Below are 12,582 nucleotides of genomic sequence, written 5' to 3' on the forward strand. Positions count from 1 at the left end.
CTCAGCGGCCGTCGAGCTCTTTGACCTCGTGTGAGATATCCTCGTCTCGGAGCGCGTCGGTGACGCGGCCGACGGCGTCCATCGTGGCGACGACGAGAACGGACTGCCCGCGCGCCGCGGCGGCGGCGGCGACTTCGCCCGCGGCGACGGTGACCGCGGGCTCGACGCCCGCCGAGCGGAGCGCGACGGTCGCTTCGACGCCCGAGGCGACGACGACGTCGACGTCGCCGCACCGTTCGGCGAGCGCGTCCGCGTCGACGGCGCGACTGCCGCCCGTTCGAACCGCCGGCACTTGGACGACGGTGACGCCTCCGGCATCCATCTCGATGACGCCCTCGAACCCGGTGACGCCCACGTCGGTTCCGGCCTCGGCGGCAGTCGTCGCAACCCCCGTCGCCGGGCCTTCGTCGCCGGGTGTCGCGTGCAGCAACCCCCCGCGAATCGACAGCGAGACGGGGTCGCCGACCTCGACGTCGTCGGTGGCGATGGCGGCGTCCTCCTGGACGCTCTCCAGGACGTCCTCGGTCACGTGTTCGGCGTAGCGCCGCAGCGACTTCGCCTCCCGAAAGAGCCAGTCGACGCCCTCCTTCGTCACGCGGTAGCGCGACCGGCCCTCCTTGTCGACGAGCCCCTCGTCGACGAGCTCGCGGATGTACTCCGAGACGGCTTGGCTGGTGACGCCGACCGCCGAGGCGATCTCGCCCTGGCTCACCGCCGGTTGTCGGTCCGCGATTTCGGCGAGGATTCGGAATCGCGTGGCCGTGCGTTTGTCCTGCAGGGCGTCGCTCATGTCGCCAGGGTAGACCGGCGGCGTGAAAAAGTCACCGTCGCGGCGGCGCTCTCGACCGGAGAACAGCACCGATTTGACGACCGCGGTTCTCTCCGCTCACGTGCCCGAGTTCGTCGTCGGCGACCGCGCGGTTTTCTTCCCCGCGAGCGGGACGCTCGTCGTCGCCGACCTCCACGTCGGACGCGACGAAGCCTCCGACGTGGAGTTCCCGCTGGGTGAACGCGAGGATCTCCGCGCCAGACTCACCGCGCTGCTCGACCGGTTCTCGCCCACCGAGGTCGTCTTCGCGGGCGACGTGCTCCACTCGTTCGGTCGCGCGTCTGCGGCGACGGCGGAGAGCCTCGACGGGCTGGCCGCCGCCTGCCGCGACCGCGGCGCTCGGCCCGTCCTCGTCGCCGGGAACCACGACGCGATGCTGTCGTCGGTGTGGGAGGGACCGATTCACGACGAGTACCGACCCGGCGGCGAACGCGACGACGACGGTGACGAGGAGATACTCGTCTGCCACGGCCACGAGGAACCCGAGGGGGTCGCCGACTGCTACGTCGTCGGACACGACCACCCGACCATCGCTATCGAAGGCCAGCGCCGACCCTGCGCCCTCTACGGACCCGGAGCCTACCGCGGAAGCGACGTGGTGATGCTCCCGGCGTTCAACCGCCTCGCGCCGGGCGTCGAGATCAACGGGATGCGGACCCGCGACTTCCAGTCGCCGTTGGTCACGAACGCCGACGCGCTTCGACCGCTGGTCTACGACGAAGCGTCGGACGAGGCGCTGCAGTTTCCCCCGCTCGGAAAGTTACGGCGACTGCTCTGAGCCGACCTGTTTTCGAATCGGAACCTCGTTTCGCGCAGAGCGAACTGGTTTATGACCCTCCGTTGGCCCATCACCCATGGCACGAGTGTTCAAATCTCCGGCCAGCTACGTACAGGGAGCAGGCGTCGCCGAGCAACTCGGCGAGCACACCTCCGAGTTCGGCGAGTCGGCGCTGCTGCTCGCCGACGAAATCGTCCTCGACATCGTCGAGGAGACGGTGCGGTCGAGCCTCGAAGACGCCGACATCGAGCTCTCGACGGTCACGTTCGAGGGCGAAGCGTCCGAGACGGAGATAGAGCGAGTCACCGACGAAGCCGAAGCGCAGGGCGTCGATTTCATCGTCGGCGCAGGCGGCGGGAAGACGCTCGACACCGCGAAAGCCGTCAAGGAGGACGCGAACATCCCCGTCGTCTCGATGCCGACCGTCGCCTCGACGGACGCGCCGACGAGCAGCCTCTCGGTCATCTACAGCGAACACGGCGAGTTCGAGCGGTACCGGTTCTACTCGTCGCATCCCGACCTCGTGCTCGTCGACACCGCGCTCGTCGCGGCGGCCCCGGCGCGATTCTTCGTCTCCGGCGTCGGCGACGCGCTCGCGACGTGGTTCGAAGCCGACGCGACCTACCGGTCGACGGGGGCGACCATCTTCGGCGAGCGACCGACGCGCAGCGGCCACGCCCTGGCGGAACTCTGCTACGAGACCCTCCGCGATCACGCGCTCTCGGCGGTGCAGGCCGTCGAGCGCGACGCTGTAACCGAGAGCGTCGAAGCCGTGACCGAGGCGAACACGCTTCTGAGCGGTCTCGGATTCGAGAGCGGCGGCCTCGCGGCGGCGCACTCGATACACAACGGCCTGACGCAGTTGGAGGCGACGCACGACGCTACCCACGGCGAGAAAGTGAACATCGGGACGCTGACGCAACTCGTCTTGGAGGGAAAGAGCGACGCGTTCGTCCAAGATATCGTCGAGTTCTCCGCGGCGGTCGGCCTCCCGGTGACACTCGAAGACATCGGCCTCGAAGACCCGAGCCGCGACGACCTCGACCGCGTTGCCGAGGCCGCCTGCGACGAGGACGAGACCATCCACAACGAGCCGTTCTCGGTCGAACCCTCGATGGTCCGCGACGCGCTGTTGACCGCGGACGCGCTCGGTCGGCAGGTCCGAGAACGCTGAACCGGAGGCGGAGTCGCCGAGGGCGTCCGCGCGCGTCAGCCACCGCAACCGTTCGAGCCGCTCGCTCTCTTTTCCTCGTCTCGCTACGAGAAACACCGTCCGAGCGAAGAATCTCCGGTAGTGGTGTACGTCTGTAAACATCTATGCGTTCTCCGAGTGTCAGTAGCTACCACGATGCAAGCTGCGAGATTACACGAGTTCACCGACGACATGGAGCACGCGCTGTCGATAGACGAGGTTGACCGACCGGACCCCGGCCACGGAGAGGTCGTCATCGAAGTCGAGGGCGCCGGCTGGTGCCAGACGGACAACCACGTCATCGAGGGGATGTGGACCGACTACATGGACCAACAGCTCCCGATGACGCTCGGCCACGAGAACGCCGGAACGGTCGTCGAGATCGGCGACGGCGTCGAGACGATTTCGGAAGGCGACTCGGTCATCTGCCACCCGGTGATGACCTGCGGCGTCTGCCGCGCCTGTCGGATGGGCGAGGACATGTACTGCGAGAATCTCGAATTTCCGGGGCTGAACCGCGACGGCGGCTTCGCCGAGTATCTGCTCACCTCTCAGCGGTCGGTGATTCCGCTTCCCGGAGGAACCGACACCACCGACATCGCACCGCACGCCGACGCCGGTATCACCGCGTACCACGCCGCGAAGAAGGCCGTCCGCGAACTGAACCCCGGTGACCACGCCGTCGTCATCGGTATCGGGGGCCTCGGCCACATCGGCCTGCAGTGCCTGAACGCGATGAGCGCCGCGAACATCGTCGCCGTCGACCTGAAGGACGAGGCGCTGGAGCTCGCGACCGAACTTGGCGCGCACGAGACGGTGAACTCCTCGAGCGAGGATGTGGCATCGGTCGTCGACGACCTCACCGACGGCGCGGGCGCGCGGCAGGTACTCGACTTCGTCGGCGCAGACCAGACGACGGCGCTCGCCCCAGAAATCGTCTCCGCCGGCGGCGACCACCACATCATCGGCTACGGCGGCCACATCCACGAACCGTCGCAGGCGCTCGTCAACGGCGAGTTCAGTTTCCGCGGCAACATCGTCGGCAGGTACACCGAACTGCAGGAACTCGTCTCGCTGGTCGACCGCGGCGACGTCGAACTGCACACGTCGCGCTACGATTTGGACGACGTGAACGCCGTCGCGGAGAAGCTCGAACACGGCGAAATCGAGGGACGCGCGGTCATCACGCCGTAAGTCGGTCTGACCTACTGCAGGTCCTCGACGACCGCCCGCGCCGCCTTCGCCCCGCTCTCCATCGCGCCCTGAATCGACGACCACTCGGTGTAGTCGCCCGCGAGATACACCCACCCCTCGGGGTCGTCCGCGTCCGGGAGCGTCTCGTAGATTCCCGGCGGCTGGACGAACTGTGCGAACGGGACGCGCGTCGTTTTCAGGAGGCGGAGTCCGTCGAACGTCCGGTCGGGGTACCACGCCGACAGCTCCTCGCGCGTCCGCTCGAACAGCGTCTCCTCCTCGGCGCTCTGGGCGTTTTTCCCGAGGAACGTCGCGCTGAGAAACACCGTGTTCTTCGGCGCGTACTCCGGAGCGACCTCCGAGAGCGGCGCGACCGTATTGGGCGTGGCGTCGCCCGCGTTCAACAGCAGTTTGCGGTCGGTCCCGAGCGACGCGCCGCCGCGAATCGCGTAGTACTGGGTGACGCAGCCGGTTCCCTCGGTCGGAATCGACTCGACGCCCGTGAGGTCGCGCGCCGTCTTCGGGTCCGCGGCGACGACGACGGCCTCGGACTCGACTTGCTCGCCGTCGACGGTGACCGCGACACCGTCGTCCTCGCTGGCTCCTTCGACGGTCTCGACCGACTCCCCGAGACGAATCTCCGCGCCCGCCTCCCGCGCCTTGGCCGCCAACTGCTCGGGAACCGCCCCCATCCCCGCTGCGGGGACGCCGATTTTCCCCCGCGAGAGCGACCGGAATGTGTACTCGAAGACGGATTTGGAACTGCCGAGCGACCGGTCGAGCGTGATACCGCCGTAGAAGGGGGCGACGAAGTTCTCGATGTAGTCGTCCGAGAAGCCCCAGTTTTCGAGGTACTCTCGAATCGACGGCTCGGAACCGGTGAAAAACTCCGACTCGCGGCCACTGGAGACGTGTTGACGGAGCGCGAGCGTCCGCGCCTTGTCCCAGAGCGTCACCTCGTCGTTGCGAAGCGTCTCCGGCAGGGAGCTGAGGTCCCGAAGCGGGTCCGACAGCACCGAGCGCTTGCCGGGTCGCGCGATGACCGCGCCGGGCGAGAACGTCCGCAGGTTCAGCGCGTCGAGGTCGAGCTCCCGCTGGACTGCGGGGTAGGCGGTGAAGAGCACTTGAAAACCGCAGTCGAACGTGTACCCGCCTTCGTGTTCGGTTCGGACGCGGCCCCCGACGTCCTCGCGTTCCTCGTATACTGTCACGTCGAACCCCGCGTCGGCGAGGTGGCGAGCGGCGACGAGGCCCGCGAGACCCGCGCCGACGACGGAGACGGCTGTATCGTCTGGCATACACCACTGTTGAGTGGCGCGATACAAAGCATCACCTGACGAGTCGGTCCGGGAGTCGTCCTCCCACCCGGCGTCGGACGCCTCCGCCCAACGGGAAGCGATTAGTCGGTGCCGTCGCAACGGCCGGTATGCAGACTAGCGAGGCGTTCTCCGGACTGGCGTGCGTCGACTGCGGGACGGTCCACGGTGCGGAGGTAGCCGGCCGCTGCCCCGACTGCGGCGGACCGCTCGACGCGCAGTACGATTACGACGCGGTCGACGCCGACTGGGAGTCGTTCGCGGGCGAGACGCGGGGAATGTGGGCGTTCGACGCGCTTCTTCCGTTCTCGGCGAGCGACGCCGTCAGCGCCGCCGAGGGACGGACGCCGCTCGTCGACGCGCCGCGACTCGCCGAGGAACTCGGCGTCGGACGCGTCGTCGTGAAGGACGAGGGACGCAACCCGACCGGGACGTTCCTCGACCGGGGGATGAGCCTCGCGCTGACCGCCGCCGCCCAGCACGCCGCGGACGACGATATCGAACCGCTCGCGCTGGCGACGCCGGGTAATGCCGGACAGGCAGCGGCGGCGTACGCCGGGCGCGTCGGCCTCCGCTCGTACTCGTTCGTCCCCTCCCGGTCGGCCTTCTCGAACAAGGCGATGATCAACGTCCACGGCGGCGAGATGCGCGTCGTCGGCGGGCGCTATCCGCAGGCGAAAGACGCCGTCGACGAGCAACTGGCGACCGAGTACTACTCGCTGCAGGAGTTCACGACGCCGTACCGCCACGAGGGTGCGAAGACGCTCGCGTTCGAGCTGGTCGCGGACCTCGACGGCGAGATTCCGGACGCCGTCGTCGTCCCCGCCTCGACGGGCGAACTCGTCGTCGGTCTCGAAAAGGGGTTCCGCGAACTCCGCGAAGTCGGACTCGTCGACGACGTGCCGCCGCTGTACGCGGTCCAACCCGAGAAGTGCGCGCCCGTCGTCGCCGCCGTCGAACGCGGCGACGAGCGTATTGAACCGTGGGAGCTGCCGGACACCATCGTCGGCGAACTCGAAGTGCCGGACCCCGAAGGCGGCGAACTCGCGCTCGCGGCGCTCGACGAGGCCGGCGGCGACGCCGTCGCCGTCTCCGACGACGACATTCTCGCATCCGCTGTCGCCGCGGCCCAACACGAGGCCATCGAGGTCGGGCTGGCGGGCGGGGCGGCCCCGGCGGGCGCGTGGAGCCTCGCGGAAGAAGGGAGACTTGGCGACGACGACACCGTCGTCCTCGTCAACACCGAATCGGGACTGAAGACGCCCGACGTGCTCCGCAGTCACCTGATGGGACAGGGTATCTGAGTCGGAACCACGCGACCGACGACCGCGACTGACGACCGAACCCGACACCACCGCGCGCTTTTCCCGCCGCCGGTCGTACTCTCCTCGCTCTCAGTTCGACCGTCGAGGCGGACTGCGCGCGACGGACCAACCATGACCGCGAACGCGACACCCGAAACAGGAACGGAACGCCTGACCCCCGACGTGGTCGTCGTCGGGGCCGGTCCCGCCGGATGCGTCCTGAGCTACGTGCTCGCCCGCAGCGGCGTCGAGACGCTTTTGCTCGAACGCAACGCGACGCTCGACCGGGAGTTCCGCGGTTTCGGCTTCCAGCCGTACGTGGCGTGGGCGTTCGACCAACTCGGTTTCCTCGACGACGTGCTCGACTTACCGCACGAGCGAGTGCGGCGGGCGTACGCCTCGGTGTACGGTCGACGATACCGGCTCCTCGACTTCACGGACGTCTCGCCGCGGGAGGACTACCTCCTACTGATGGACCAACCGCCGCTCTTGGAACTGCTCGTCGAGCGGGCCAGCGAGTTCGAGACGTTCTCGTTTCGGCCGTCGACGGCGGTGACCGACGTTCGAACGTCGGGCGAACGGGTCGTCGGCGTCGACGCGCGCGACCGGGAGGCGACCGTCGACCTCGAAGTCGAAAGCCGCCTCGTCGTCGGCGCGGACGGTCGTTACTCGACGGTTCGGAAGGCGGCGGGAATCGACGCGGGACTGCTGGAGTCGAAACTCGAAATCGTCTGGTTCAAACTCGAAGACGCCAGCATCGACGTGACGACGCAACTGCGCGTCGGCGAGTCGGGTATCCTCGTGTACGCGCCGCTCAGCGACTCGGTCGCCCAGTGCGGGTGGCCCATCGAGAAGGGGAGCTACAGTGACCTCCGTGAGCAGGGGATCGAGGCGTTCCGCCGGGACCTCGTCTCCGTCGACCCCGACCTCCACGGCACCGTCGAGACCCAGCTCGGGGGTTTCGAGGACTGCTCGCTGCTGCACGTCGAACCGGGGCTCTGCGACCGCTGGGTCGACGACGGCTTGCTACTCCTCGGCGACGCTGCCCACGTCGCCTCGCCGTTCGGCGGGCAGGGCAACAGCCTCGCCGTTCAGGACGCCGTCGTCGCCCACGAGACGATTGCGACGGCGCTCGCGGAGACGGACCGAAGCGACGGCGCGCTCCCCGCCGAGCGGCTGCGCCCGTACGAGAAGCGGCGGTATCCGGCCGTCGAGCGGGTGCTCCGACTCCAACGCCGGACCGAGTCGTTCGTGACGGGACTGCTCCTGCACGGCTACCGCGTTCCGCGGTGGATTCGCGTGCCGGCGCTTCGCGCGACGTTCGGCGCACTCTCGCACGTCGGGCCGTCCCCGCTCGCCCGCCATCAGCAGCGGCTGCTCGCGTACGGGCCGGACCCGCCGCGGGTCGACACGACGCGCTTTGCCCCCGACGAGTCCGCAGCGGAGACGGACTAACCGCTCCGTTCGCCGCGCCAGATATAATAGTTCGTCGCGTCTAATTCCGTCCATGTTGAGCGACGTGATGGAGGACTACCTGAAGGCCATCTACACCCTCCAGACCGAACACGGCCCGCCGGTTTCGACCTCCGCCATCGCGGAGTATCTCGACAAGACCGCGCCGACGGTGACGAGCATGCTCGGCAAACTCGAAGAGCGCGGACTCGTCGAACGCGAGAAGTACAAGGGCGTCGAGTTGAGCGACGAGGGGCAGACGGTGGCGCTCGAAGTGCTCAGACACCACCGACTGCTGGAGGCGTACCTCACCGAGCATCTCGACTACTCCTGGAGCGAGGTCCACGACGAGGCCGACGCGCTCGAACACCACATCAGCGAGGCGTTCGAGCGGCGCGTCGCCGCGGCGCTGGACAATCCGGAGTTCGACCCCCACGGCGACCCGATTCCGAACGTCGATCTCGATCCCGTCGAGGACGACACGACCCGACTGAGCGAGTACGGCGAGGGCGACCGCGTCGTCGTCGCGCGCGTCTCCGACCGCGACGAGGAGGAACTGGAGTATCTCGCGGAGGCCGGACTCACCCCCGGAACGGAGGTCGAAATCGTCGACGTCGCGCCGTTCGGGATGGTAACCGTCCTCGTCGATAGCCACGAACAGAGCCTCCCCGAGTCGGTCGCGCGCTCGATTCGCGTCGAACCCGTCGGCGAGCCCGAATCCGCCCCCGCAGGGGTGGGTGGTGTGTGAACTGGTCGGAAGTCGTCGTCATCGCGTTCGTCACGCAGCTGGCCGTCCTCCCCGGCGAGAAAGTACAGTTCATCATCGCGGGCCTCTCGACGCGCTACCGGCCGCTGGTGGTCGTCGGAGCCGCCAGCGCCGCCTTCGCCGGGTGGACCGCCCTGGAGATTCTCTTCGGCGGCGCGCTCCAGGCGCTGCTGCCGGGCGTCGCCCTCGACGCGTTCACCGCGCTCCTGTTTCTCGCCTTCGCCGCCTTCCTGTTTCGGTCGGCACCCGAGTCGACCGCGGGGGACCCGACGCGAGCGGCGCGCAGCGACGGCGGCGAGTCGAGCGTCTCCTCGCTCGCGCCGGACCTCGACACGAAGCTGTTCGGCTACGAGGTCGGCGCTCGCTTCGGCGGCTTCCTTCCCGTCTTCGCCATGATGGTCGCCGGCGAGTTCGGCGACAAGACTCAGCTCGTCACCATCGGCCTCGCCGCCCAGCACGGCGCGTCGAGCGCCATCTGGGTCGGCGAGATGCTCGCAATCGTCCCCGTGAGCCTCGCGAACGCGTACTTCTTCCACAAGTTCGCGCACGCGGTCGATATGCGGAAAGCGCACTTCGCGGGCGCAGTGCTGTTCCTGCTGTTCGGCCTCGACGTGGTGGTGTCGATGGTCACCGGCTTCTCGGCGTGGGACGCGCTCGTCGGCGTCGCCGCCGACGCCGTGTTGGGGTTCGTCTGAGCGACCGGGGTTGAGTCCAGTCTCGCAGACGACGGAACCGCGGCCCTTTTCGGGCGGTGCGTCCCAGTTCGACCCGTGTTCGATACGTTGACGACCGGCCTCGCGGGCGTCGTCTTCGGACTCGCGCTAGCCGCCCCGCCGGGACCGATGAACGCCGTCATCGCCGAGGAGAGCGTCGTCCACGGCTGGTCCTCGGGCTTTCGCGCGGGTCTCGGCGCGTTCACGGCCGACGTCGTCTTCTTCGTGCTCGCGCTGCTGGGCGTCGTCGGGTTCGTCGAACGCTTTCCGACGGTTCGGGCGGCGATGGTCGGCGTCGGCGGCCTACTGATGCTCTACTTCGCCTACGGCGCGGTTCGCTCGGCGTCCGACTCGTTCCGCGGCGGGACGCTGCCCGACGACAGCGCGGGCTTCAGAAAAGCGTTCGTGCTCGCGCTGACGAACCCCTACCAGATACTGTTCTGGCTCACTATCGGCGTCGGCCTGCTCGAAGCCGGCACCGTCGACGTGCTCTCGCAGACGCCGTACGTGGGCGGAGAGCTCGCGGGACGGCTCGTCGTCGAAACGGGGAGCCCGGCGCTCGTCGCGGGGTTCTTCGGCGGCATCCTGCTCTGGGTGTCGGGCTTTCCGGCCGCGCTCGTCACCGCCGAGCGCCGCGTCGAGTCGCTCGCGCCCGTCGTCGCCGGGGTGAGCGCCGTCGTCCTCGGCGGGTTCGGCCTCGCGTTCCTCTACGACGCGGCGGCGCAACTGCTGTGAGCGGGCGACGGCCGGCCCCTCCCCGGCGGAACCCTCGCCGTATGGCACAAACGGTTTCTACGCGGACGGTGATTTTCGAGTATGTTCGACAAAACGACGTGGATAAAGCTCCCGCGTAACGTCCTCGTCGGCCACGGCGTCGTCGACCAGTTGGCCGACGCGGTGGCGGACCTGCCCTTCTCGGGCAGCCCGCTCGTCGTCACGAGTCCGACGCCGAAGCGACTCGTCGGTGACCGGGTCTGCGCGCAGTTCGACGACCCGGCGACGGTCACCGTCTCGGAGGCCAACTTCGCGTCCGTCGAGCGCGTCATCGACGCCGCCCGCGAGACGGAGGCGGGCTTTCTCATCGGTCTCGGCGGCGGCAAGCCCGTCGACATCGCCAAGATGGCCAGCGACCACCTGGGGAGAGGGTTCGTCTCGGTGCCGACGGCGGCGAGTCACGACGGCATCGTCTCCGGCCGTGGGTCGGTCCCCGAGGGAGACACCCGCCACAGCGTCGCCGCAGACCCGCCGCTGGCCGTCGTCGCCGACACCTCGTTGCTCGCCGAAGCCCCGTGGGAGCTGACGACGGCGGGCTGTGCGGACATCATCTCGAACTACACCGCGGTTCAGGACTGGCAGCTCGCCAATCGCCTGAAGAACGTCGAGTACTCCGAGTACGCGGGCGCGCTCTCGCAGATGACCGCCGAGATGCTCGTCGACAGCGCCGACTCCATCAAACCCGGACTGGAGGAGTCCTGCTGGATCGTGGTGAAAGCGCTCGTCTCCTCGGGCGTCGCCATGTCCATCGCCGACTCCTCGCGGCCCGCCTCCGGCGCGGAACACCTCTTCTCGCACCAGCTCGACCGCATCGCGCCCGGCAAGGCGCTGCACGGCCACCAGGTCGGCGTCGGCTCCATCATGACGGCGTATCTCCACAGCGGGCCGAAGGGCGAGTGGCGCGACATCCGCGACGCCCTGGAAAGCATCGACGCGCCGACGACGGCCGCGGACCTCGACCTCTCCGCCGACGAGGTGCTCGAAGCGCTCACGACCGCCCACGAGATTCGTGACCGCTACACGATTCTCGGCGACGGCGTCAACGAGCGAGCGGCCGAGGAAGTCGCCAGCGTCACGGGCGTCATCTGATTCTCGCCGCACCGTCGGCCGACCGCGGCGACTCGAGGGTTAGACGAGCGAACCCGAACGCAAATAGTCGGGCCACGCTAACCGTTCGGTATGGCAACAGCCAGTGCCAGCGGGGTCGCGAAGGAACACCCCGCGGCCATCACTGCGGTCCTCAGCGTCGTCGGCTACGCCGTCGTCATCGGCACGTTTCTCGGAGTTGTTCCGGCGAGGGTGTTCCCCGAACTCACGCTGCAGCAGGTCAACCGCCTCGCGGACGTCATCGCGCTTATCAACACCGTCAACACGGCCGTCCTCGTCGCCGGGTGGTACTGGATTCGCAACGACGAGGTGAAGAAACACGCGACGGCGATGGTCACCTCCTTCGTGCTCATCCTGCTGTTTCTCGTCTTCTACCTGACGAAGATCGGCGGCGGCGGGACCAAGGAGTTCGTCGGTCCGCAGCTGGTGTACTACGCGTACTTGGCGATGCTGGCGATCCACATTGTCCTCTCCATCGTCTCGGTGCCGGTCGTGCTGTACGCGCTGGTGTTGGGGCTGACGCACACGCCCACCGAACTCCGCACGCAGACGCCGCACAGACGCATCGGTCGCATCGCCGCGGGGTCGTGGATTCTCTCGCTCTCGCTCGGCGTCGTCACCTACCTGCTGTTGAATCACGTCTACGACTGGCAGTTCGTCGCCGCGTTCGTCGGCGTGCCGCTGTGGTGACCGGGTGAGAACGATGTCTGACGACCTCGAAACGCTACTTTCGGACCTCCACGCCGAACTCGAAGCGACGGCCGAACTGCCGATTGCGCCGCGCGCGAACACCTGGCTAGGCGAGGCGGAAGCCGTCGCCGCGGACCTCACGGCCGGGGACGTCGACGAGGATGTGGTCGCCCGTCGCATCGCGCACGTCGGGCGGCTGCTCGACAACGTCGGCGAGACGGAGAACGACGACGCCGACGCGCACGTAGCCGCCGCTCGGAGCCTCGTGGAACGCGTCGAAAAACGGGCCGACACCTGACGCTGTCAGAGTCGGGTTGTGGAGATGGAACGTCCGCAGTCGTAGCAGACGTCGGGGAGCCACGGCTTGTTTTCGACGACGCGGTTCGTCTCGTCGCAGCGAGGGCAGTAAGCCGTTTGTTGGTAATGTGTCGCCATACCGTACGGCCAACACGCAACGTTATAGTACC

13 protein-coding genes are annotated in these 12,582 nt (G+C 68.1%); 11 read left to right on the forward strand and 2 right to left on the reverse strand.

The genetic code is table 11. The annotated features are described in order from the left end of the window. Position 1: 1 nt before the first annotated feature. Positions 2-790 carry a DUF7839 domain-containing protein gene (locus LAQ73_RS03295; protein ID WP_224269825.1) on the reverse strand — a complete coding sequence of 263 codons (789 nt, stop codon included), beginning with the start codon at positions 788-790 and terminating at the stop codon, positions 2-4. A 100-nt stretch (positions 791-890) separates the two neighbouring features. Here LAQ73_RS03295 and LAQ73_RS03300 point away from each other — a divergent pair, with 100 nt between their 5' ends. The 3 genes from LAQ73_RS03300 (at position 891) to LAQ73_RS03310 (ending at position 3,993) form a co-directional block, all read left to right on the forward strand. Next, positions 891-1,607 (forward strand): metallophosphoesterase, encoded by a 717-nt coding sequence (locus LAQ73_RS03300; RefSeq protein ID WP_224269826.1) that lies wholly within the window; start codon positions 891-893, stop codon positions 1,605-1,607. Between the two features lie 76 nt (positions 1,608-1,683). Then, positions 1,684-2,781, forward strand: coding sequence for a glycolaldehyde reductase (locus LAQ73_RS03305; RefSeq protein ID WP_224269827.1), 1,098 nt, complete (start codon positions 1,684-1,686; stop codon positions 2,779-2,781). Positions 2,782-2,955: 174 nt separating this feature from the next. Further along, on the forward strand, positions 2,956-3,993 hold the full coding sequence (locus LAQ73_RS03310; RefSeq protein ID WP_224269828.1) for an NAD(P)-dependent alcohol dehydrogenase: 1,038 nt from the start codon (positions 2,956-2,958) through the stop codon (positions 3,991-3,993). 11 nt (positions 3,994-4,004) lie between these two features. Here LAQ73_RS03310 and LAQ73_RS03315 read toward each other — a convergent pair whose 3' ends face one another. Beyond that, entirely contained in the window at positions 4,005-5,291 is a 1,287-nt protein-coding gene (locus LAQ73_RS03315) for an NAD(P)/FAD-dependent oxidoreductase (RefSeq protein ID WP_224269829.1), read from the reverse strand. A 128-nt stretch (positions 5,292-5,419) separates the two neighbouring features. Here LAQ73_RS03315 and LAQ73_RS03320 point away from each other — a divergent pair, with 128 nt between their 5' ends. From LAQ73_RS03320 to LAQ73_RS03355, 8 genes are all read left to right on the forward strand, one after another. Then, entirely contained in the window at positions 5,420-6,613 is a 1,194-nt protein-coding gene (locus LAQ73_RS03320) for a threonine synthase (protein ID WP_224269830.1), read from the forward strand. 132 nt (positions 6,614-6,745) lie between these two features. Further along, on the forward strand, positions 6,746-8,068 hold the full coding sequence (locus LAQ73_RS03325; RefSeq protein ID WP_224269831.1) for an FAD-dependent monooxygenase: 1,323 nt from the start codon (positions 6,746-6,748) through the stop codon (positions 8,066-8,068). Positions 8,069-8,120: 52 nt separating this feature from the next. Next, positions 8,121-8,813, forward strand: coding sequence for a metal-dependent transcriptional regulator (locus LAQ73_RS03330; protein WP_224269832.1), 693 nt, complete (start codon positions 8,121-8,123; stop codon positions 8,811-8,813). Beyond that, the gene (locus LAQ73_RS03335; protein WP_224269833.1) at positions 8,810-9,526 is read left to right on the forward strand and encodes a TMEM165/GDT1 family protein; all 717 of its coding nucleotides are present in this window, start codon (positions 8,810-8,812) and stop codon (positions 9,524-9,526) included. Before LAQ73_RS03330 ends, LAQ73_RS03335 begins: the two co-directional genes overlap by 4 nt. Positions 9,527-9,601: 75 nt before the next feature. Continuing rightward, positions 9,602-10,279 (forward strand): LysE family translocator, encoded by a 678-nt coding sequence (locus LAQ73_RS03340; RefSeq protein ID WP_224269834.1) that lies wholly within the window; start codon positions 9,602-9,604, stop codon positions 10,277-10,279. 81 nt (positions 10,280-10,360) lie between these two features. Further along, positions 10,361-11,407: an NAD(P)-dependent glycerol-1-phosphate dehydrogenase gene (locus LAQ73_RS03345; protein ID WP_224269835.1), complete on the forward strand. Its 1,047-nt coding sequence runs from the start codon at positions 10,361-10,363 to the stop codon at positions 11,405-11,407. Positions 11,408-11,497: 90 nt separating this feature from the next. Beyond that, on the forward strand, positions 11,498-12,115 hold the full coding sequence (locus LAQ73_RS03350; RefSeq protein WP_224269836.1) for a DUF420 domain-containing protein: 618 nt from the start codon (positions 11,498-11,500) through the stop codon (positions 12,113-12,115). A 13-nt stretch (positions 12,116-12,128) separates the two neighbouring features. Next, positions 12,129-12,413 (forward strand): DUF8152 family protein, encoded by a 285-nt coding sequence (locus LAQ73_RS03355; RefSeq protein WP_224269837.1) that lies wholly within the window; start codon positions 12,129-12,131, stop codon positions 12,411-12,413. Positions 12,414-12,582 lie beyond the last annotated feature (169 nt).

The sequence above is a fragment of the Haloprofundus salinisoli genome (assembly GCF_020097815.1).
Taxonomy (GTDB): domain Archaea; phylum Halobacteriota; class Halobacteria; order Halobacteriales; family Haloferacaceae; genus Haloprofundus; species Haloprofundus salinisoli.

Excerpts from the sequence above, each read along its gene's own strand:
- LAQ73_RS03295 (WP_224269825.1), bottom strand. The coding sequence starts at position 790 with ATGAGCGACGCCCTGCAGGACAAACGCACGGCCACGCGATTCCGAATC.
- LAQ73_RS03305 (WP_224269827.1), top strand. The coding sequence starts at position 1,684 with ATGGCACGAGTGTTCAAATCTCCGGCCAGCTACGTACAGGGAGCAGGC.
- LAQ73_RS03310 (WP_224269828.1), top strand. The coding sequence starts at position 2,956 with ATGCAAGCTGCGAGATTACACGAGTTCACCGACGACATGGAGCACGCG.
- LAQ73_RS03315 (WP_224269829.1), bottom strand. The coding sequence starts at position 5,291 with ATGCCAGACGATACAGCCGTCTCCGTCGTCGGCGCGGGTCTCGCGGGC.
- LAQ73_RS03320 (WP_224269830.1), top strand. The coding sequence starts at position 5,420 with ATGCAGACTAGCGAGGCGTTCTCCGGACTGGCGTGCGTCGACTGCGGG.
- LAQ73_RS03325 (WP_224269831.1), top strand. The coding sequence starts at position 6,746 with ATGACCGCGAACGCGACACCCGAAACAGGAACGGAACGCCTGACCCCC.
- LAQ73_RS03330 (WP_224269832.1), top strand. The coding sequence starts at position 8,121 with ATGTTGAGCGACGTGATGGAGGACTACCTGAAGGCCATCTACACCCTC.
- LAQ73_RS03345 (WP_224269835.1), top strand. The coding sequence starts at position 10,361 with ATGTTCGACAAAACGACGTGGATAAAGCTCCCGCGTAACGTCCTCGTC.
- LAQ73_RS03350 (WP_224269836.1), top strand. The coding sequence starts at position 11,498 with ATGGCAACAGCCAGTGCCAGCGGGGTCGCGAAGGAACACCCCGCGGCC.
- LAQ73_RS03355 (WP_224269837.1), top strand. The coding sequence starts at position 12,129 with ATGTCTGACGACCTCGAAACGCTACTTTCGGACCTCCACGCCGAACTC.